The following is an 18,767-nucleotide window of genomic DNA, read 5'->3' on the forward strand; positions in this document are numbered from 1 at the left end:
CCTTTATCCTCGGGGCCAAATCGGTTATGCGCTCAATTGTTCCTTACGAGCACGACGTTTTTGGTTCATGGCAAGCACCAGCAAAATCATTAAGCATGGTACAAACACCCACTCTTTCATCGGACGGTCTGCATCCTGGATAACCCACTTGATTTCCCAATCAAAGTCGATACCTGCGGACTCTGCTGGACTACCAAATTCAACCATATCGACAATCATTTTTTTGTCACTTTCGGTCAGCATCAGACCCATAGATGAAATACGTGCGTCTGCTGTTGTCGCACTGTCTTCGAATGGAAGACGAACCGTTTTCTCAATGTAGTCGCCCTCAAGGTTTTCACCGGCAACACGTAACTCCAATGATTCTCCTACATTTAGTGTTTCCGTGATTTGAGCTACCTCAACGCCAGGAGAAAGAACTTTCGCTGGGTACAGCATGTCCCACCAAAAACCTGGACGGAAAAACGAAAACGTCAGTACTAATAATAGGACTGTTTCCCACCACTTGTTACGCGTGAACCACCACCCTTGAGTTGCCGCAGAGAATATCAGCATTGCAATGATCGATGAGATGACCGTGAGTGCCAAATGCCACCAAGAGTCGATCCCCATTAACAATAACTGGGTATTGAACACAAACATGAACGGCAAAATAGCGGTTCGAATATCGTAAGTAAAACCTTGGATACCGGTACGAATTGGATCTGATTTCGCAATTGCGGCTGCTGCAAAAGCTGCAAGACCTACAGGTGGGGTATCGTCGGCCAAAATACCAAAGTAGAAAACGAACAAGTGCACCGCTATCAACGGAATAATCAAGCCATGCGCCGCGCCGAGCGTAACAATAACCGGCGCCATTAGCGTAGAGACCACGATGTAGTTCGCCGTTGTTGGCAGACCCATCCCCAGAACCAAGCTAATGATGGCGGTAAACAGCAGCATAAGAATGATACTGCCACCAGAGATAAACTCGACGAAGTCGGTCATCACTAGGCCGATACCCGTTAGTGTAACAACACCAACAACGGTGCCCGCTGCCGCGGTTGCAACGCCGATACCAATCATATTACGCGCACCAGAAACTAAGCTCTCGGCAAGATCGACAAAGCCATCTTTGGTTTGCTGAAGCATGTCACCTTGCTTTGACAGCAGTGCAATCAACGGACGTTGAGTAAGCAAAATGAAAATCATGAACACCGTTGCCCAGAATGCCGAAAGGCCAGGTGAGAAACGTTCGACAGTCAAACACCAAACTAATACGACGATAGGGAGTAGGTAGTGCAAGCCTGACTTAACGGTTGGGCCAGGATCAGGTACTTCTGTTAATTCTGCATCAATCTCAATTGCGCCATCTTGCACGTGATTTGCTGAGACTTTCACCAACCCAACGTACGCGATTAATAGTGCGACGGTAACAATTGGTGTCGCGGCATCGCCAAAGACGTCCTTTGTCCAACCCACTCCGTAGTAAACCAATGCGCTGATCACACACAATCCTAAGATTGTGCCAGTAAAGGACAGCAGACTTTGTACTAGTGTTGGGTTGTGGCGACGAGGAAGGCCTGTCATGCCTGCTTTACATGCTTCAAGGTGAACAATGTAAATTAAAGCAATATAAGAGATTAGCGCTGGAAGTAGGGCAGCTTTAATCACCTCAACGTAGGAGATACCGACGTATTCCACCATCAAAAATGCTGCTGCACCCATGATTGGCGGTGTTAACTGACCATTGGTTGAAGCCGCTACCTCTACCGCACCCGCTTTTGTGCCGGGAAAGCCAACACGCTTCATCAGTGGAATGGTAAAGGTGCCAGTTGTTACTACGTTTGCGATTGAAGAACCAGAAACCAGACCAGATAAACCTGATGCAACAACGGCCGCTTTAGCTGGACCACCTTTCATATGGCCAAGCAACGAGAAGGCAACTTTAATGAAGTAAGCACCGGCACCAGCGCGTTCCAGCATTGCTCCAAACAATACAAACAAGAAGACAAAAGAGGTAGAAACACCTAGCGCAACCCCAAAAACGCCTTCTGTTGTTAGCCACAAGTGAGACATGGCCTTGTTCAAGCTTGCCCCTTTGTGCGCGATAACGTCAGGCATGTAAGGGCCTGCAAAGGTGTAAGTAAGGAAAACAGCAGCCACGACCATTAATGGTGGACCAAGTGCTCGGCGTGTTGCTTCTAAAAGGAGGAGCATACCGATAACAGCAACAACGATATCAACCGTTGTCGGTGCGCCTGAGCGTCCTGCTAGCTCGGTATAAAAAAGGTATATATAGGCTGCTGAAAAGCTGCCAGCCAACGCGAGTATCCAATCAACAAGAGGGATATGATCGCGAGGAGAATTCTTCATCGCTGGATAAGCAGTGAAAGCCAAAAAGATCGCGAAAGTAAGGTGGATAGATCGCGCTTCCGTGTCGTTCAGTACGCCAAAATTGAAAATAAATGGTAACGGGGATGCGTACCATAATTGAAATAGTGACCAACACAGAGGAACAAACCAAAGGATTCGTCCTTGCATTCCCGAAGGGCTACGTGCACCTGTGTCTGCCTGAGCCACCATTTCTTGCACATCTTGTGACGGAGCTTGATTCGTCGCCATGTACTTTTTCCTTATTATTGATGGTCCTGTCTGATTTTTATCGAGAACCACACTTCGCCTCTATCAGTGTAGTGAATGGAGCGAAGTTTGCTTTCGAGTATTTTGCTGCCTGAACTCAAAGTGTTGATTGTTGGATACTCTGTTAGGCGGCGTTTAAGTTTTCTTGGGTATGAGCTCGCAGTTATCAGAAGAAAACTGGCGAATGAAGCATACAGTTAGAACGTGCTACAACCTGTATGCTCAAACAGGCAGAAAATATTCTTTCCTGCCTGTATGTAGAGTCTGAGGAAATTACTTAATTAGACCCATTTCTTTGTAGTATTTTTCTGCACCTGGGTGAAGAGGAATAGAAAGACCAGCTTTCACCATGTCTTCTTTCTTCAAGTTTGCGAATGCAGGGTGTAGACGTTTGAAGGTATCAAAGTTTTCAAACACAGCTTTTGCCACGTTGTAAGCGACATCGTCTGAAACATCAGAGGTCGTTACCATTGTTGCTGCAACACCAAAGCTGTTTACGTCTTTGTCTGTACCGCGGTACATACCAGCCGGTACTGAGCTAAAGGCGTAGTATGGGTTGTCGGCAACAATTTTATCGATTTTAGGGCCTGTTGCTGAAACTAGCTTCGCATCACATGATGTGGTTGCTTCTTTGATTGAACCGTTCGGGTGGCCGACCATGTAAATGAAGGCGTCAATTTTGTTATCACAAAGTGCCTGAGAGCGTTCAGAGCCTTTTAGCTCAGACGCCAATTTGAAGCTGTCGTTTGTCCAACCCATCGCTTCCATGACAACGCCCATCGTTGCACGGTCACCAGAGCCTGGATTACCGATGTTTACGCGCTTACCTTTCAGGTCTTCAACGTTTTCAATACCTGAATCTGCACGCGCAATGATGTTGAAAGGTTCTGTATGAAGAGAGAACATTGCGCGTAGCTTCTTGTACGGGCCTTGTTCTTCAAACTTGCTCGTACCGTTGTAGCCGTGGTACTGCCAATCCGATTGCACGATACCAAAATCTAATTCGCCTGCACGGATAGTGTTAACGTTGTAAATTGAGCCACCAGTCGATTCTACTGAACAACGGATGTTGTGGTCTTTACGACCTTTATTTACCAACTTACAGATAGCACCACCAGTTGGGTAGTAAACACCAGTCACAGAGCCAGTACCGATGGTAATAAACTCTTGAGCGTTAACTGCGCCTGCGCCCATTACGGCTGCAGCGATAGCGCCTACTTTGAGAAGTTTGTTAAATGCCATGAATTTCCCTTCCTTATATTCATTATTTACCCGGAAATAACCATAAATCACTTCTGGAGTTTCCTATTTGGAAACGGCACCTTTTTCAATCCAATCGTTTGAAAAAGCGAGCGAATCATAACAAAAAATTGGCAGAAAATTATCCAATTGTTAAATGTTATAGTTGATAAGTCTGAATTTTGTATCAGGGGATAGGATTCAATTTGTGATTTAATTCTTTTTATAACAATTACTTAATTAACGTTTAGTGACTGAAATGAAAAAGATCAATTGCGTGATGTTAATCACAAAACGGATGGTTAAAGAATGAGCGGAGTAAGCAAAAAATTTACATAAATTATGGGCTACAAAATGAGACTTCTTTTATAACCCACAATGAGTTAGCTGATTGAAGCTTTATAGAACTTAACCAGTATATTCGAACAGCTCGCACACTGATTTGAAGAGTTGCTCAGTCGTAATTGCCATGGTTGGCGTAATGAAAATGGTATCGTCACCCGCGACAACACCAAGAATACCTTCGGATTTACCGAGTGAATCAAGCAAGCGAGCAATCAACTGCGCTGCACCTGGGCCGGTGTGAATTACTACTAACGCTGCGTTACGATCGATGTCTAGTACCAGTTCACGCAGAGAGCTGCTGACTGTTGGGACACCTAGCTCAGCAGGAAGACAGTAAACCATTTCCATTTTTGCATTGCGCGTACGGACGGCGCCAAATTTAGTCAGCATACGTGAGACTTTAGATTGGTTGATACTCTCAAACCCTTGCTGTTTGAGTGCGTCAACAATCTCGCCCTGTGAGCCAAAGCTTTCTTCTTTTAACAGGGCTTTAAAGGCGCGAACTAAGTTGTCTTGTTTTTCTGAATTGCGCATAGTCATTACAAATCTCTTATTACGGGTAAGCAATTTTGCATATTCTCGCATATATATTCAGGCGGTGCCAAAGAGTCCCAGGATTATGTTAGATGCGTCACTGTAAACTATATACCACATAGAATTCTTTAGCGCGCTGAAGTAGGGCTGTATCTGTTTTCTTGAATTCCTTGTCATTTCAACAGAATAAAAGAATAATCCAAGCCCCATTTGTAGCACGGTAACAGCGAGTTGCGCGAGGTCGCAAAGCTAGCGTTAATTGATTGTAATCAAGTTGTGATTCCGATAGCTTTATTTAAGTTGGTTACAAACTACCCTACGAATACGTTTATAAGAGAAATACTCTCAAGGAGAACTACATGAAAGTAGCCGTTATTGGTGCCGCTGGTGGCATCGGTCAAGCCCTGGCCCTTCTACTTAAGAACCGTCTTCCTGCTGGTTCTGATCTAGCCCTATATGATATTGCTCCAGTAACTCCTGGTGTGGCCGCTGATCTTAGCCACATCCCTACGCCAGTTTCTATCAAAGGTTACGCTGGTGAAGATCCTACTCCAGCACTAGAAGGCGCGGATGTTGTGCTAATTTCTGCTGGTGTTGCGCGTAAGCCAGGTATGGATCGTGCGGATCTATTTAATGTAAACGCTGGTATCGTTAAATCGCTAGCGGAGAAGATTGCGGTTGTTTGTCCGAAAGCTTGTGTTGGTATCATCACAAACCCTGTAAATACAACAGTGCCAATTGCTGCTGAAGTTCTTAAAAAAGCGGGTGTTTATGATAAGCGTCGTCTATTTGGTGTAACAACGTTGGATGTTATCCGTTCAGAAACGTTTGTTGCTGAGCTAAAAGACAAAGATCCAGGTGACGTTCGCGTGCCAGTTATTGGTGGTCACTCTGGCGTAACGATCTTACCTCTACTGTCTCAAGTAGAAGGTGTTGAGTTTACAGCTGAAGAAGTAGAAGCATTAACGAAACGTATTCAAAATGCAGGTACTGAAGTTGTAGAAGCGAAAGCGGGTGGTGGTAGTGCAACACTATCAATGGGCCAAGCTGCATGTCGCTTTGGTCTGTCTCTGGTTCGTGCTCTTCAAGGTGAAGAAGGCGTAGTTGAGTGCGCTTACGTTGAAGGCGACGGCGAACACGCGACGTACTTCGCGCAACCTGTGAAACTGGGTAAAGAAGGCGTTGAAGAAGTACTAAGCTACGGCAAACTCAGCGATTACGAAAAGTCTGCATTAGACGGTATGCTAGAAACACTAAATGGCGACATCAACATTGGTGTTGAATTCGCAAAGTAATCTAGAAAGCCTATATAAGAAGAAAGCCGATCATTTTGATCGGCTTTTTTGATCCTTGATTTCTCAACTTCGTAAAAATGGTCGAATAAAACCACGTAGTGAAGGAGAAGATGATGGAAGCGAGTCGAATCCGTAAAGGCATGGTTGTTGAGTGCCAACAAGGCGTCGGTACGATATTAGTGGTCGACCATGAAGCAGAGACGGTATTGTTGTCCAAACAAGGGACTGAACAGCAGCTCGCCGTTAGCTTTGATGAAATAGAAGATGATCCACAACTGCATGGCGGTAGTGACAGATATTACTAGCGCCTCGGGCGTCGTCATTAGGTATCAAACGTAAAAAAGGAAGAGCATGCTCTTCCTTTTAGCTATAAGCCTTGCGTTATGGGTAGCTATTGATTACTTCGTGCGTTGTACAGCGACATGAGCCAGAGTAACAAGCGCTTGTTTGTATTCAGACTCTGGCAACACTGATAGTTCTGCGATTGCTTTGTCTGCTTCTTCTAGAGCTTTTTGCGTTGTGTATTCCAGAGAGCCTGCTTCTTTCATGACCGCAAGAATTTCTTCTAAGCGATCCATGCCATTCGCTTTCTCAATCGCTTCACGAATCATGATTGAGTTTTCTGGTGTGGTATTACGCATAGCATGGAGTAGAGGTAAAGTTGGCTTGCCTTCGGCCAAGTCATCACCCACATTTTTACCCATGTCTTCGCCATCAGAAGTGTAATCCATGACGTCATCAATGAGCTGAAACGCAGTGCCTAGATACTTACCGTAATTTTGCATTGCGATTTCAACATGCTCAGGAGCATCATTTAAGATTGCACCGATTTGAGTTGCGGATTCAAATAAGCGCGCAGTCTTAGAGTAGATGACTTGCATGTAGCTTTCTTCTGTCGTGTCAGGGTCGTTACAGTTCATCAACTGCTGTACTTCACCTTCGGCGATCACGTTTACGGCATTGCTCATTAGTTTAAGGATCTTCATGGATCCTAGTTCTGTCATCATCTGAAATGAGCGTGTATAGATAAAGTCCCCAACTAATACGCTAGCCGCATTGCCAAATGCTGCATTCGCAGTGGCTTTACCACGGCGCATGTCTGATTCATCTACCACGTCATCATGCAGCAAAGTCGCTGTATGGATAAACTCAATAAACGCAGCTGCCATTGTATGACCATTGCCTTGGTAACCAAGTGCACGGGCTGACAGTATCGCTAAAAGCGGTCTTAGACGTTTGCCTCCACCACTCACGATATAAAAACCGAGCTGGTTGATTAAAGAGACATCAGAATTAAGTTGGGCTTGAATTGTTTCATTCACTTTTGCCATGTCATCGGCAGTAAGCGCTTGGATAGTTTTAAAATCCATCGTATATCCGGCTGAAGTTAGACCCTGCAAGGCTTATTCGATTTATATAATTGTCGAATAATACACTAAAAAACGTTGATTAATACATTACTAAAGGGCATGATTGCCGCACTTTTCTTTGGCGATTAGCTTTTCGCCAATTTTTTCAAAATATGGCTTGTCATAGGAGCATCTATTCTGTAGAATCTGCGCCCTATTGATGATTAGTTTAGCGCACACCCTCAAGAAAGGCTGTGCGGAAAAAGCGGAGTAAAATATGTACGCTGTTTTCCAATCTGGTGGTAAACAACACCGTGTAAGCGAAGGTCAAACTCTTCGTTTAGAGAAATTAGACGTTGAAACTGGTGCAACTGTAGAATTTGATAAAGTTCTTCTTGTTGCTAACGGCGAAGACATCAAAGTTGGTGCTCCTCTTGTAGAGGGCGGCAAAATTGTTGCTGAAGTTGTACAACACGGTCGTGGCGATAAAGTTAAAATCGTTAAGTTCCGTCGTCGTAAGCACTCTCGTAAGCAACAGGGTCACCGTCAGTGGTTCACTGAAGTGAAGATCACTGGTATCAACGCTTAATCTATTAGGAGAGTTTAACAATGGCACACAAAAAAGCTGGTGGTTCTACTCGTAACGGCCGCGATTCAGAAAGCAAACGTCTAGGTGTTAAGCGTTTCGGTGGTGAATCTGTACTTGCAGGTAACATCATCGTTCGTCAACGTGGTACTAAGTTCCACGCTGGTAACAACGTAGGTATCGGTAAAGACCACACTCTATTCGCTCTTACTGAAGGTAAAGTGAAGTTCGAAGTGAAAGGTCCTAAGAACCGTAAGTTTGTAAGCATCGAAGCTGAGTAATTAGGTTTTTAACCAAATTACTTAATAGCTTTAAGCTGAATTCAAAAGCCCTGCCGAATCGGCGGGGTTTTTTATTTGTGGTAGTCGACATATCGAAGTTTCTCGCTAAGATCCTAAGCGATTTGAATCTGGGAGCTTAGATCTGTCATCTGCTAAAATTGTCGGATGACATAGTAAGATTTAATCCACGCACGAAGTAGTCGGAGTAAAAGATGAAGTTCGTAGATGAAGCGGTAGTAAAAGTTCAGGCTGGTGATGGCGGTAGTGGCGTTGTCAGTTTCTGGCGTGAAAAATTCATCACTAAAGGTGGCCCTGATGGCGGTGATGGCGGTGACGGTGGTGATGTTTATATCCAAGCCGATGAAAACCTAAATACCCTGATTGATTACCGTTTCCAGCGCTTCTACGAAGCTGAGCGTGGTGAAAACGGTCGCGGTGGTAACTGTACAGGTAAGCGTGGTAAAGACATCGTTCTTCGTGTACCTGTGGGTACGCGCGCTGTGGATATCCACACAAATGAAATCGTGGCGGAAGTTGCTGAACACGGTAAGAAAGTGATGATCGCAAAAGGCGGTTGGCACGGTCTAGGTAACACGCGTTTCAAATCTTCAGTAAACCGCGCGCCTCGTCAGAGAACATTGGGTACAAAAGGTGAAGTACGCGAAATTCGTCTTGAGCTATTGCTTCTTGCTGATGTGGGTATGCTTGGTCTACCTAATGCTGGTAAATCAACCTTTATCCGCGCAGTATCAGCAGCAAAACCGAAAGTCGCTGATTACCCATTCACGACTTTGATCCCAAGCTTGGGTGTCGTAAGTGTCGTACCAGAGAAAAGTTTTGTTGTTGCAGACATCCCTGGTTTGATCGAGGGTGCAGCAGATGGCGCTGGCCTTGGTATTCGATTCTTGAAGCACTTAGAGCGTTGTCGAGTGTTGCTGCACATGATCGATATTATGCCTATTGATCAGTCCGATCCGGTGCAAAATGCATTGACGATCATTGATGAACTAGAACAATACAGCGAGAAACTGGCAAGTAAGCCGCGCTGGTTAGTGTTCAACAAAGTTGATCTAATGCCTGAAGAAGAAGCGAATGAGAAGATCCAAGAAATCTTAGACGCACTAGGTTGGGAAGACGAGTACTTTAAGATCTCGGCGATCAATCGTAACGGTACTAAAGAGCTTTGTTACAAACTGGCTGACTTTATGGATAACCTACCTCGCGAAGAGGAAGAAGTGGCTGAAGAAGATAAAGTAAACTTCATGTGGGATGATTACCATAAAGATGCGATGGCGGGTAAAGACGTTATCACTGAAGATGACGACGACGATTGGGATGACTGGGACGATGAAGAAGATGACGGTCACGTTGTCTACGTTCGTGACTAATCAGAACGGTCAAACAATGCCTGTTTGCCTATAATTCATTAAGCCGCAATTATTTATTGCGGCTTTTTTTGTATCTAAATCATATTTAGGTGATGTGATTTACGGCACAATAACCGATACGTCGTGTTTTTTGAGGGTTAGTTTGGCCCTCGCGCGTATGAATGAGTAACACCCTAAAAGGAATTAGACTTATTTATGACTCTAGAAACCATACCGCCTAGAGAGTTGGCGGTATCTACTCAACGATCGATTTCTCGTCTTGTCGCCCAAGCCGGACAAATGCTACTTGCTCATGGTGCTGAAAGTACTCTTGTGAGCGATATTATGCGTCGTATTGGCCTTGCTTGTGGGGTGAATGAAGTTGCGGTAGCACTATCAGCTAATGCATTGGTTGTGACGACGGTAATGGATGGGCATTGCATCACCACCACCCGAAGCTGCGCTGATCGTGGCATCAATATGCGCGTTATTACGCAAATTCAACGAATCTGTATCATGATGGAACGTGGTTTGCTCGATGCAACCATGGCGCAGAAAAAGCTGAACGCTATCAGTCCAGAGCGTTATAACCGCTGGTTGGTGGTGTTTATGATTGGCTTGTCTTGTGCGGCATTCAGTCATCTAGCTGGTGGTGATTGGGGAGTCTTCATCATGACCTTTTTAGCTTCAGCTGGTGGCATGATCGTTCGCCAAGAAATTGGTCATCGTCATTTCAACCCTCTATTGAACTTTGCTGCGACCGCTTTTGTGACTACCTTAATTTCAGCACAGGCGGAAATTTACCAAGTCGGTAATCTACCTACCGTAGCAATGGCATCGTCAGTATTAATGCTTGTACCTGGTTTCCCACTCATTAACTCTGTCGCAGATATGTTGAAAGGCCACATTAATATGGGGATTGCTCGATTTGTGATGGCTAGTTTACTAACGTTGGCGACATGTTTGGGGATCGTTGCTGCGATGAGTGTAACTGGAATTTGGGGGTGGGCTATCTAATGAGTTTATTTGATTTGATGTTTGGCCTGTTGAATGACATGTTTTTTGCGGCGATTCCCGCCGTAGGATTTGCATTGGTTTTTAACGTGCCACAAAGAGCTTTAGTGTATTGCGCTGTTGGTGGTGCGATTGGTCATGGTAGCCGCTACTTGATGATGCAGTTTGGCATTCCTATTGAGTGGGCAACCTTTTTTGCCGCGACGTTAGTTGGGATGATTGGTGTGTACTGGTCTCACCGTTTTCTCGCGCATCCAAAAGTGTTTACTGTGGCTGCTTTGATCCCGATGGTGCCGGGTGTGTTTGCGTACAAAGCAATGATCGCTATGGTAGAAATCAATCATGTTGGCTACTCACCCGAGCTTGTCGCAACCTGTATGGAAAACTTTCTTAAGGCCATGTTTATTATTGCAGGTTTAGCAGTTGGTCTTGCGGTTCCGGGGCTGTTATTCTATCGCCGCAGACCAATTGTATAAGGACCTAACATGATCATTAGTATGATTGCCGCGATGGCCGACAATCGCATCATTGGCAAAGACAATCAAATGCCTTGGCATCTTCCCGCCGATTTCGCTTGGTTTAAGCGTTGTACCATGGGAAAACCGGTTGTGATGGGACGCAAAACCTATGAGTCTATTGGTCGCCCTTTACCTGGTCGCTTGAATATTGTTATTAGCCGTGATGAGACACTAAAGATCGAAGGTGTCACTACCGTAACATCGATTGAGCAGGCTCTGGAAGTCGCAGGTGATGTGGAAGAAGTGATGATCATTGGTGGTGGTGCGATTTACACCACTTGTCTGCCTATGGCCAATAAACTGTATGTAACACACATTGAAGCGGCCATTGATGGTGATACTCAGTTCCCAGATTGGGGAGACGAGTTTAAGGAAACTTACTCAGAAATGTATCAAGCCGATGAGAAGAACGCCTACAACATGCGCTTTACTGTGTTAGAAAAGTAATTCGAGATTAACACCGCGTAGTTAATACGGTAATGCCGTTCGTATAACAGCGAGCGGCCATCCCAACCTACCGTCATCCTGAAAAGCGACGAAAGAGCGAGATTCAGGAGCCTCTATACGAGTACTTTGTTGTCAAAGGTATTTCTATCTATTCGCAGCGCGAGGATATTAGATTTCTAGTCTCGTTAAGGCTCGTTGGAATGACCCTACAGGAGGTGTTAAGTGACAGGTATTCCTCCTACTATGGATTATCGACTGTTATTCAGTGTTTAACTTAACGCATCCTGAGTAAAAATTTTCTTATCTTCCCAACGGATCATGGTTAGGCTTCCGCCCCAAACACAGCCAGTATCTAGCCCGATGACTTCGCTGTTCATATAACCTTGCAGTGCAGCCCAGTGCCCAAAGAGCACCGCTTTGTTTAAGTGGATACGTTTAGGCACATCAAACCATGGAATAAGTTCGTTACCGGAAACTTGTTGCGGTGGCAATTTACAATCCATATCCAAACGACCATCAGGGAAACAAAAGCGCATCCGCGTAAAAGCATTGATAATATAACAGTATCGGTCCAAACCCTGTAGAGAGTCATCCCAGGAATCCGGTTGATTGCTGTACATGTTTTTTAATAGCCAAGGCAGCTCTTCACTTTGGATGATGCGCTCAACTTCACGGGCACACTTTCTCGCTGTTTTTAGATTCCACTGCGGTGATATGCCAGCGTGACACATCACGAACTCGTCATGCTCGGCCATTAGAGGTTGCTGAGCTAGCCATGTCAGTAGTTCCTCTTTGTCAGGGGCCGTGAAAATAGGTGCGGTTTTATCTTTGTCTTTGACCTTTTTTATCCCGTGAGCCACTGCGAGAAGGTGAAGGTCGTGATTACCAAGCACCACGATTGCGTTTGCGCCAAGTGACTTCACAAAGCGTAACGTTTCTAGTGATTTAGGCCCTCTGGCGACCAAATCACCAGCAAGCCAAAGTTGGTCTTTTTTCGCAGAGAAAGATACTTTTTCTAGTAGTCGCTGCAATTCATCAAAACAGCCTTGGATGTCACCAACAATATAGGTAGCCACTGAATCTCCAATTTACTAATTTAAAACATTTGGAACAGCCAAGCGAAATGGTTCGATTTCGGTGATGAACTCTTGCCCTTTCTCATCCAGCATTTTGTAGTGTCCTTGCATAACGCCGACAGGGGTTTCTAACGCGGTTCCGCTACTATACGTGTATTCATCATTGCTTGGAATAAAGGGCTGCTGGCCTACAACTCCGTCTCCTTCAACCGTCATTTGCTTGCCGTTCGAGTCTGTGATTAGCCAGCGGCGGCTCACTAACTGTACGGTTTGCTGGCTAAGGTTTTTGATGGTGATGATATAAGCGAAAACGTAGCGTTGTAGCTCTGGGTTGGACTGTTCTTCGATGTATTTGGTGTGAACTTGAATTTTGATGCAAGGTTGAATGACGTCCATGTGCACTCCTCAGAAACGTAATATCCCAATAATAATAAGCCAAACCTACAAGGGTTTGGCTCATTGTTTGAGTTCTTAGTGCTGCGGGTTATCCGCAAGCCAGTTCGCCATTGCGACGAATTGTTCTAGCGTCAGGTTCTCTGGACGCATGCTTGGATTAACACCTAGCTCTTCTAGTACTTCTGTGCTTAACAACGATTTGTAGCAGTTACGAACTGTTTTACGACGTTGGTTAAAGCCTTCACGACAAACGCGATCGAGCAAACGCAGATCTTTCGCCGGGCATGGCAGCTCTTCGTAAGGCACTAAACGAACAACGGCAGAATCCACTTTCGGTGGTGGAACGAATGCCGTTGGCGGTACTTCCAGTACTGGTACCACTTTACAGTAGTACTGAGCCATTACCGTCAAACGGCCGTAAGCTTTGCTGCCAGGGCCGGCGGCTAAGCGGTTTACCACTTCTTTTTGCAGCATAAAGTGCATGTCTTGAATGTCTTTATGGAACTCAAAAAGGTGGAACATCAATGGTGTAGAGATGTTGTACGGCAAGTTACCAAAAATGCGCAGCTTGTTGTTTGGCTTCACTAGTTGAGTGAAGTCAAAACGCATAGCGTCACCCTCATGGATGGTCAACTTATCTGCCAGTTCAGGGTGAGTACGTAGGCGTTCCGCCAGATCGCGGTCTAATTCGATAACTGTGAACTTATCCACTTCACGACCTACTGGCTCAGTGATTGCACCAAGACCAGGACCGATTTCAACCAGGTTTTGACCTGGTTTTGGGTTAATCGCTGATACGATTCCATCAATAATGTATGGATCGTTCAGGAAGTTTTGACCAAAACGTTTACGCGCTTTGTGTCCTAAATGGACATCATTTCTCATTGTTTCTTCTCTACCAAATCTATCGCATGCGTGAGCGCTGTTCGGAAACTCCCTGTATCCGCTTGACCTGTCCCTGCCAGATCTAATGCAGTACCGTGGTCCACCGATGTTCTAATAAAAGGTAGACCAAGAGTAATATTTACTGAACGACCAAAGCCTTTGTATTTTAATACTGGCAATACTTGATCATGGTACATGCCTAAAACAGCATCAGCATCATTTAAATATTTTTCATTGAAAATGGTATCAGCCGGAAGAGGGCCGATCAGGTTGATACCTTTTTCTTGTCGAATTTTTTCCAGTGTCGGAGTGATGGTCTCGATCTCTTCACGACCTAAGCAGCCATCTTCGCCAGCATGAGGGTTAAGCCCGCAAACGTAGATGTTTGGTTGTGCGATAGCAAACTTTTCTACAAGGTCTTTATGAAGAATATCGATGATTTTTTCTAATCGCTCTTCGGTGACAGCTTTGGACACATAAGCTAAAGGAATATGTGTTGTAACCAGCGCCACGCGTAGTCCTTCCGTTGCTAGCATCATTACGACTAGCGGCGTTTGTGACTTCTCGGCGAAAAATTCAGTATGACCACTGAATGCAACACCTGCGCGATTAATCACCCCCTTATGAACAGGGCCGGTGACAATAGCATCAAATTCATCATTCATACAGCCTAAAGCCGCTCTTTCTAGCGTTTTTAGTACATAGTGGCCATTCGCTTCATTGAGCTCGCCTGCGACCGCAGGTTCCGATATTTGGATATGGTCAACGATAAGCGTGCCCGCTTTTTGTGCTTTAGGTGCTTCTTCTGGATTGTAATCAGACAGTTGGACTTCGATGCCAAGCTGCTTGGCTCGCTCCGTCAGCATATTCTTATCGGCACAGACGACAATTTGGTGCGCCCAATCTTCTTTCGATAGGGCAAGCACTAAGTCTGGGCCGATACCCGCAGGTTCCCCTGCGGTTACGACAATTCTACGAATTGTATTAGTTGTCATTGTTGTCATCCACGATTTCAACAAACGCACTTGCGCGTAGCTCTTGCATCCATGCGCCCGCTTCTTCATTAAATTTACGGTTAAATAGAATACGGTAAGCTTTGTTCTTCATCGCTGAGTCAGTACGGTCAACTTGGCGACGATCCAACACTTCAACGATATGCCAGCCGTGAACGGTTTTGAACGGTTCGCTGATTGAGCCAACTGGCAGAGTTTCTACTTGGTGCTTGAATTCTGGCACGTAAAGATCTGGTGTTTGGTAACCTAGTTCACCGTCTTGTGCTGCCGAGCCAGGATCTTGACTGTATTGTGTTGCCAATTGAGCGAACGTTGCTTCACCGGCTTTGATGCGGCGTACAAATTCATTCAGTTGCTTCTTCGCCCCTTCGTCGCTCAGAATCACTGTTGGTTTAATCAAAATATGACGCGCATTTACTTCCGTTACCGCAACCGTTTCTAGGCCTTTTACATCCTCTATTTTTAGGATGTGGAAACCAACGCCACTACGGAATGGACCAATAATGCTGCCTTTGTTTTGCATCTTGATCTGATCAGCAAAGATGGTTGGCATCTCTTCTTTACGCATCCAGCCCCAGTCACCACCTTGTAAAGCTTTAGGACCTTTTGAGTAGGTGTAGGCCATCTCCGTAAAGTCTGCACCTTCGTTTAGCTTTTTCGCGAGCGCTTTAGCTTCTGCTTCTACAGCTGACTTTTCTTTATCGTCAGAGAAGCGCAGTTGAATGTGCCCAATTTTGTATTGAACAGTCGCATTGGTTTCTTGTGATAGTTGCTCAGCAAGGCTATCGACCTCTGCTGGAAGGATATTAATACGGCGACGAACCAGTGCATTGCGAGCTTCTGATGCGGCGATTTCCTTACGAATTTGTTCGCGGAATTCTGGGTAACTTAAACCTTCACTTTCTACAGAAGCGGCGAGTTGTTCTACTGTTTGCTCATTATTACGTGCGATCTCTGCAATCGCTTGGTTTAAACGGTTGTCGTCAATACGCACACCAATACGGTCTGCTTCTTGGCCTTGCAACGTGTCAATAATAAGTTTTTCAACAACTTGTTCTTTTAATACGCTGGTAGAAGGTAAGCTCTTTCCACTTTGACGTGCGTTGGCTTGCAGCGTTTTCATCGCTGTTTCGATGTCGCTTTGTAGAACTACACCGTCGTTCACGATGACCGCAACCTTATCGATCTCTACTGGTGCTGCAACCGCTCCGCAAGAGAGTAGGGTCGTGAATAAGATTGATTTCCAAATTTTCATTTAAAATTCCGTCAGTATTTTTGAATAGGCGTCTTATTCATTTAAGACGCCTATTTTGATTAATTGTTCAGATAGAATGGGCGGCCGTACTTAATCGCGTTGTCAGAACCATCCAGTTCTTTGACAGCAGTGTCTTCACGCTGGTTGGTCGCAAAGCCTTGAATACCGAAGTTAACGCTGAAGTTATTTTCGTATTCAGGTGATGCCCCGGTGCTGCCGATAGCTTGGTCTTCCCAACCAAGCAATTGGTTTGAGTAAGTGACGCCAATGTACCAACAGTCAGATTGGTAACGTAGGCTCGCTAACCATTCTAGGTCCGCATTTTCATTGAGGTCGTAGTAGTATTGACCACTCGCAGACCAGTTCGGGTTGAACTCGTAGGCCGCTACAATACCTGCTTGAGAAATACCTTTACGAGTAATTGTGTCTAGGTTTTCGAGAATGATCGTATCTTCGATGTATTCACGCGTAACGTAGCGATAGTTACCCTGAATAAAGCCGCCGTTGAATTGGTATTCCAAGGTACTGTTTGCCAACTGCATGGAGCTCAAATCAATATCGTATTGAATTCCACCGTGATAGAACAAGTAATCGTTGTAGTTGAAATCAGCTTCAATTGCCCATGATGAGTAATTGGTTGTCTCATCCGGAAGATTTGGGCTGTTGCTCAGTTTGGTCTTTTTATCGAAGTAGTAAATCTGACCAAATGAAACGTTAAGACGCTCTTTATAGTCATCATCAAAGAAGCGAGTACTCGCACCGTAGCTTAACTGGTTCGCCGAGGCGATTTTATCAATGCCACTGTACTTACGACTGCGGAATAGCCCGTAGTAGTCGGTTTGTAGCAAGGTGGTATCGTAGTTGTAGATGTTGGTTTGATCTTCTTCAGGTACGTACAAGTACTGCAGCTGAGGCTCCAGTGTTTGTGTGTAGCCCTTGATCCAGCTTGTATCTCGCTCTAAGTAAAGTTGCGCATGCGTACGGAACTCAGGAATAACACGAGAAACTTCATCATCCAACTGGTTTTGCAGGTTTACATCTGTCAAACCCGTTAAGTCTTGAGAGTAATACGTAGAGAGCACACGCGCTTCTGTTGTCCACGTTGCCCATGAGTTTGAGAGTGGTAATGTAAGCCCTGGTTCAATGTGAACACGGGTCGCATTTGGTCGCGCAGCATCGCTGGTATCGAAGCGGCTGACTTGGCTCTTCACGTCAAAGTTAAGGTAATCTCCCCACAACGGCGTGTAGTAGTTCAAGTCTAACTGAGGAAGCAGGCGATAAGGGCGGTTCTCTTCTTTCAATAAGATTTGGAAGTCACGAACGGTTAACGAGGCATCCCAGAAGCCAGAACGATATTGTACTTGTCCTTCTTGAACCAGTTGACCATCTTCACGGTTACCAATGTCGGAGTCGAGATCGAGGAAGTAATCAATATCACTCACTTTTGAGTAATCGACTTTGACTATCCACTGTTTATTGATGATACCGTCGTGTTTAACTTGGTAGCCCCAACGAGACTCGTCCTGATATTTGCGATCACTATTGAGGTATTCGCCTTTGATTTCCCCATTTCCCCAACCATCTGTTAGATAGCGGAAATCAGTATCGAGTTTTGTACCACGTTGCTGCATATAGAGCGTGGTGAGTGTCATGTCATATTGAGGCGCGATGTTCCAATAGAATGGCACCTCGACTTCCATACCATCACTAGAACCGTACGATAAAGAAGGGAAGAGGAAACCCGTTTTGCGCGTATCTCCAATTGGCATGGTTAGATACGGCACATAGAAAACAGGCACATCTAACACTTCAAATCGAGGATGATGCAGCGTCGCTGTCTCTTCATCTTGGTCAACATCGATGCCTGACGCAACCAATCGCCATGAATTATCGCCTTGAGGGCACGATGTGATAGAGCCGTCTTCGAGTTCATAAACCGACTGACCTGTGCGAGCGATATAGGCTGCAGTGCCTCGGCCTTGTTGGCAAAGGAACTGATAATCGGTGTTCTCAAGCGAAAACGTATCTTGATTAATGTCGTTAGTAACACGATCAGATCGAGCTTTGACTTGGCCGTCATTGAAAGTCACGTTGCCTTCGGCAACCACGACGTTGTCTTGTTGGTGCAGCGTTACGCTATCTGCGGTAATTTTCTTCTGGCCTTGGGTGACTTGTACATTACCTGAGTACTGAGCTTTGTCACCATTGATGGCTTGCAGGGTGTCAGCTTCTACCACTACTGGGGTATTAAGAGCGTCCTCCTCGCCACTTGTATCGACCAAACATTGATCTGTGGCGGGCATTTCCTGCACACTATCATGGATATTCGCTTCAGCTTGAGTGGTGGGTACAAACAAGGCGGTGCTGATAGAGGCCGCTAAAAATGTGCGGGAGAAATGTTGCATTGAATTGAACTTTCCTGTGTCACTACTACTCGATGGCTATAGGGCTTGTTGTACCCTAGCGTAATAGCCAAATGAATCAACTATAGTCGCATTTATCCCAGCGTATTGATTCACTGTGGCATAATGACGACAAAATAGCT

The 18,767-nt window shown here is 45.3% G+C and carries 18 protein-coding genes; 8 read left to right on the top strand and 10 right to left on the bottom strand.

All coding sequences use genetic code 11. The features are described 5' to 3' along the window. Positions 1-24: 24 nt before the first annotated feature. The 3 genes from R7F64_RS07795 to argR all read right to left on the bottom strand — a co-directional run bounded on the left by R7F64_RS07795 (position 25) and on the right by argR (position 4,740). Complete coding sequence (locus R7F64_RS07795) at positions 25-2,604, bottom strand: TRAP transporter permease (protein WP_171345715.1); 2,580 nt, start codon at positions 2,602-2,604, stop codon at positions 25-27. Between the two features lie 291 nt (positions 2,605-2,895). After that, positions 2,896-3,864: a TAXI family TRAP transporter solute-binding subunit gene (locus tag R7F64_RS07800; RefSeq protein ID WP_005379657.1), complete on the bottom strand. Its 969-nt coding sequence runs from the start codon at positions 3,862-3,864 to the stop codon at positions 2,896-2,898. 405 nt (positions 3,865-4,269) lie between these two features. Next, positions 4,270-4,740 carry a transcriptional regulator ArgR gene (argR, locus tag R7F64_RS07805; RefSeq protein ID WP_005379659.1) on the bottom strand — a complete coding sequence of 157 codons (471 nt, stop codon included), beginning with the start codon at positions 4,738-4,740 and terminating at the stop codon, positions 4,270-4,272. Between the two features lie 359 nt (positions 4,741-5,099). On the opposite strand from argR, the gene mdh reads away from it, so the two are divergent. Both mdh and R7F64_RS07815 read left to right on the top strand, forming a co-directional pair. Beyond that, positions 5,100-6,035 (top strand): malate dehydrogenase, encoded by a 936-nt coding sequence (mdh, locus tag R7F64_RS07810; protein ID WP_005379660.1) that lies wholly within the window; start codon positions 5,100-5,102, stop codon positions 6,033-6,035. Positions 6,036-6,148: 113 nt separating this feature from the next. After that, complete coding sequence (locus tag R7F64_RS07815) at positions 6,149-6,340, top strand: hypothetical protein (protein ID WP_005379661.1); 192 nt, start codon at positions 6,149-6,151, stop codon at positions 6,338-6,340. A gap of 93 nt (positions 6,341-6,433) precedes the next feature. Here R7F64_RS07815 and ispB read toward each other — a convergent pair whose 3' ends face one another. Next, on the bottom strand, positions 6,434-7,405 hold the full coding sequence (gene ispB / locus R7F64_RS07820) for an octaprenyl diphosphate synthase (RefSeq protein WP_025768368.1): 972 nt from the start codon (positions 7,403-7,405) through the stop codon (positions 6,434-6,436). A 256-nt stretch (positions 7,406-7,661) separates the two neighbouring features. Between ispB and rplU the strand changes: the two genes are divergently transcribed. The 6 genes from rplU (at position 7,662) to folA (ending at position 11,597) form a co-directional block, all read left to right on the top strand. After that, positions 7,662-7,973, top strand: a complete 312-nt coding sequence (gene rplU / locus R7F64_RS07825; protein ID WP_005383096.1) for a 50S ribosomal protein L21 — start codon at positions 7,662-7,664, stop codon at positions 7,971-7,973. Positions 7,974-7,993: 20 nt separating this feature from the next. After that, entirely contained in the window at positions 7,994-8,251 is a 258-nt protein-coding gene (rpmA, locus tag R7F64_RS07830; RefSeq protein WP_005383095.1) for a 50S ribosomal protein L27, read from the top strand. 212 nt (positions 8,252-8,463) lie between these two features. Continuing rightward, entirely contained in the window at positions 8,464-9,639 is a 1,176-nt protein-coding gene (cgtA, locus tag R7F64_RS07835; protein ID WP_005383091.1) for an Obg family GTPase CgtA, read from the top strand. A gap of 195 nt (positions 9,640-9,834) precedes the next feature. Beyond that, a complete protein-coding gene (locus R7F64_RS07840) occupies positions 9,835-10,635 on the top strand; it encodes a threonine/serine exporter family protein (RefSeq protein ID WP_132936735.1) in 801 nt (266 codons plus the stop codon). Beyond that, positions 10,635-11,108, top strand: a complete 474-nt coding sequence (locus R7F64_RS07845; protein ID WP_005379665.1) for a threonine/serine exporter family protein — start codon at positions 10,635-10,637, stop codon at positions 11,106-11,108. The genes R7F64_RS07840 and R7F64_RS07845 overlap by 1 nt, the downstream gene beginning before the upstream one ends. Before the next feature lie 9 nt (positions 11,109-11,117). Further along, complete coding sequence (gene folA, locus R7F64_RS07850) at positions 11,118-11,597, top strand: type 3 dihydrofolate reductase (protein WP_005379666.1); 480 nt, start codon at positions 11,118-11,120, stop codon at positions 11,595-11,597. Between the two features lie 269 nt (positions 11,598-11,866). Here folA and R7F64_RS07855 read toward each other — a convergent pair whose 3' ends face one another. The 6 genes from R7F64_RS07855 to lptD form a co-directional block, all read right to left on the bottom strand. Beyond that, a complete protein-coding gene (locus tag R7F64_RS07855; protein ID WP_170893666.1) occupies positions 11,867-12,673 on the bottom strand; it encodes a symmetrical bis(5'-nucleosyl)-tetraphosphatase in 807 nt (268 codons plus the stop codon). A gap of 15 nt (positions 12,674-12,688) precedes the next feature. Beyond that, positions 12,689-13,069 carry a Co2+/Mg2+ efflux protein ApaG gene (apaG, locus tag R7F64_RS07860; protein WP_005379668.1) on the bottom strand — a complete coding sequence of 127 codons (381 nt, stop codon included), beginning with the start codon at positions 13,067-13,069 and terminating at the stop codon, positions 12,689-12,691. 75 nt (positions 13,070-13,144) lie between these two features. Next, the gene (gene rsmA / locus R7F64_RS07865) at positions 13,145-13,954 is read right to left on the bottom strand and encodes a 16S rRNA (adenine(1518)-N(6)/adenine(1519)-N(6))-dimethyltransferase RsmA (protein WP_005379669.1); all 810 of its coding nucleotides are present in this window, start codon (positions 13,952-13,954) and stop codon (positions 13,145-13,147) included. Next, a complete protein-coding gene (gene pdxA / locus R7F64_RS07870) occupies positions 13,951-14,949 on the bottom strand; it encodes a 4-hydroxythreonine-4-phosphate dehydrogenase PdxA (RefSeq protein WP_005383085.1) in 999 nt (332 codons plus the stop codon). The genes rsmA and pdxA overlap by 4 nt, the downstream gene beginning before the upstream one ends. Next, positions 14,939-16,222 (bottom strand): peptidylprolyl isomerase SurA, encoded by a 1,284-nt coding sequence (gene surA / locus R7F64_RS07875; protein ID WP_053306855.1) that lies wholly within the window; start codon positions 16,220-16,222, stop codon positions 14,939-14,941. The genes pdxA and surA overlap by 11 nt, the downstream gene beginning before the upstream one ends. 59 nt (positions 16,223-16,281) lie before the next feature. Beyond that, positions 16,282-18,627, bottom strand: a complete 2,346-nt coding sequence (lptD, locus tag R7F64_RS07880) for an LPS assembly protein LptD (RefSeq protein WP_064353593.1) — start codon at positions 18,625-18,627, stop codon at positions 16,282-16,284. Between the last annotated feature and the right edge of the window lie 140 nt (positions 18,628-18,767).

It is taken from the genome of Vibrio sp. Vb1980 (assembly GCF_033338615.1).
Lineage (GTDB): Bacteria > Pseudomonadota > Gammaproteobacteria > Enterobacterales > Vibrionaceae > Vibrio > Vibrio alginolyticus.